The organism is Bacillus sp. 05T22 (assembly GCF_056396765.1).
On sequence record NZ_JBFTMC010000216.1, the window covers coordinates 1 to 2,636 of the forward strand.

Here is a 2,636-nt window from a genome sequence, read left to right on the forward strand (position 1 = left end):
AGTAAAAAAATTCAAACCCGTCAGGGTTTATTTGATATGCCTACTTTTATAACATCTATAAACGATAATAAAATATTACGTGAAAAGACCCCATTTTGTATAAAAATATACCTTAAGTTGATGGATGTGGGGTACCTCCACATGCCCATCAACCTAACAGAACAGGTTACCCCAAAAACGAGAAAAATGAACTTCGTTGCTATAAAAGACATAAAATTTTCGTTTAGGGTGTACTTCAAAATATTAACTTGATGGTGATGTGGCGGTACTCCTAGAAAACATAATCACATCCAGAATAAGTTTAAAAACACTGTAACAAAAAAATGACTAAAATTAATATTTAATAGATATTGTTTCTATCAGATGAAAAATATTACATTTTTGTTACAAAAACTATTGATTATATTTAAATATCATAATATAATTCTGTTTGTGGAAATAAAAACTAAAATTACTCATTATTTGGGGGATATGGAAAATGAAGAAAGTTATTTTACCAATTTTAATGTCTACAATGTTTATCGTTCCTGCGGTATCACATGCAGAAAAACAAGATAATATGAAGCTGAACGCTCCAAAAGCAGAACAGACAATGCAACAAACAGGTTGGATAAAAGATGGAGGTACATGGTATTTTTATGACCAACATGGTATGAAGAAAACTGGTTGGTTACTAGATGGGGGAAAGTGGTACTACTTTGATGCAAGCGGAAAAATGAAAACAGGTCATTTTCAAGATAAAAATGCAGGCTACTTATTAGGAAAAGACGGTGCAATGTACTCCAATGAGGGCTGGGTTCAATATGATGGAGAGTGGTATTATGTACACCAAGGTGGAAAGATACACTATGGTTTACTTGAATATAATGGAAAGCGTTACTATTTAGATCGAGAGATTGGAATAATGTTAAAGAACATGTGGTTAGGAGAACATCACACAGGTAACTATCTTCTTGAAGATGGGTCAATGGCAACGGGTTGGCATTTATTTGATAATCAATGGTATTACTTTAATGAAAGTGGAGTTACTCATAATGGCTGGTTAAGCCATAACGGAAGATGGTATTACTTTGTTGGTGGAAAGATGCAAACAGGTTGGGCACAAGATAAGGGTAATTGGTACTATTTAAATGAAGATGGCACGATGAAAACTGGCTGGATACAAGATAAAGAGAATTGGTATTACTTAGATGAAGATGGACGTATGTCTTTAAAGTTACAAACTATTAATGAAAAGAAATATTACTTTGGTTATGAAGGGGTTATGTCTACAGGGGAATGGATAAGTTTTGGTAGATCCGATGCCGATACAGTATGGCGTTATTTTATGGAAGATGGTTCTATGGCTACGGATTGGAGAAAAATTGAAGGTAACTGGTATTACTTTGATAACAACGGATATATGGCCACCGGATGGAAGAATATCAATGGAAAATGGTATCAATTTGCCGATAATGGCGTTATGATGTAACAAAAGGTCTTTTAAATTGAATATATGACACCAGATATCTATTTTAAGATATTTCTATAATGAGAAAAGACATCTGAGAGGGTGTCTTTTTGTGTGTTATCCCTTCTTATTAATCTAGAAAGAATAACGTTTTTAACAATAATGGGTAGTAAAAATTCTTAAATTGATGGGCATGGGATACCGCCAGCATTTTGGAAAAAAACACGTTAGCCAAAAAATAGAATAAGCCGTCCATTTGGACAGCTCATTTACATAATTTTCGTTATCGGTAGTATCCAAAAAGGCTCGTTATTGGTCAAAATAACCCTCAGCGCAAGAAAATTCTGGCATCTTAATAATAATTGAATTAGTTACAAAAATTATGGTTTTTGGTAAATATCTATTAAAATCATTGCTTGAATCATGCGGAATCGAATGGGTTATTACATTTTATGTAAGTTGCTTTTCACTTCACGGTACGATTGCTCCTTCTACCCCTATAATAAGAAAAGGAGATTTATTTAATTATATATAAGTGTAAAACAAGTGTCCGACGCTCGTTCCACACTATAATATATGCTGTCCTATTCAATATAGTGCAATGAATTTTAAGTAATCTAATTTAGTTTTTCTTATTTCAAAATGAGAAAAATAACTATTATACAAGCCCGCACACAAATAGATATATTAAATATCATATTAAAGTAGGTATGGAAACACTCAAAAAACAAAAATAAACGGAGGTTTTTTAATTGAGTGAACAAGAAAACAAAAACAATCACCATAAAGATTGTAAGGTTAAAGCGGAAACACAAATTCCATTCAGTGATACTCCAGCAACGCCTATCCTTACAAGAAATCCAATAGTTAAAATCCCTGTTGTATTAGCAGAAAGAACACTTCAAATTGTAGTAGAAGCAAATATCCCACTTCATCCACCAGCAGTAGAAATTAAAAGAGTATTAAAAGATGTATTTTTACAACAATGTAAACTAGTACCTGTTGAATATGAACCAATTGATGGAACAGGGTATTTACGAGTAACAAGAGCAAAATTGTTTGTAGAAGGTTTTATTCGTAAAAATATTGAATATGCTGCTAAAGACTGCAATGGAGTAATTCATGACAAAATTGCAAAGGTTCGATTCTCTGGTTTTGCTGACTTAACTGCAAATGACTTTTCTTC

3 protein-coding genes are annotated in these 2,636 nt (G+C 32.6%); all 3 read left to right on the plus strand.

The window, feature by feature from the left end; genetic code table 11:
- A partial coding sequence (locus AC1DIT_RS27835; RefSeq protein ID WP_476998578.1) for a hypothetical protein occupies positions 1-252 on the plus strand: 252 nt, incomplete at its 5' end.
- A 226-nt stretch (positions 253-478) separates the two neighbouring features.
- A complete protein-coding gene (locus tag AC1DIT_RS27840; RefSeq protein ID WP_016133147.1) occupies positions 479-1,471 on the plus strand; it encodes a glucan-binding protein in 993 nt (330 codons plus the stop codon).
- Positions 1,472-2,202: 731 nt separating this feature from the next.
- On the plus strand, positions 2,203-2,636 hold a 434-nt coding region (locus AC1DIT_RS27845; RefSeq protein WP_476998579.1), incomplete at its 3' end, for a DUF7852 domain-containing protein.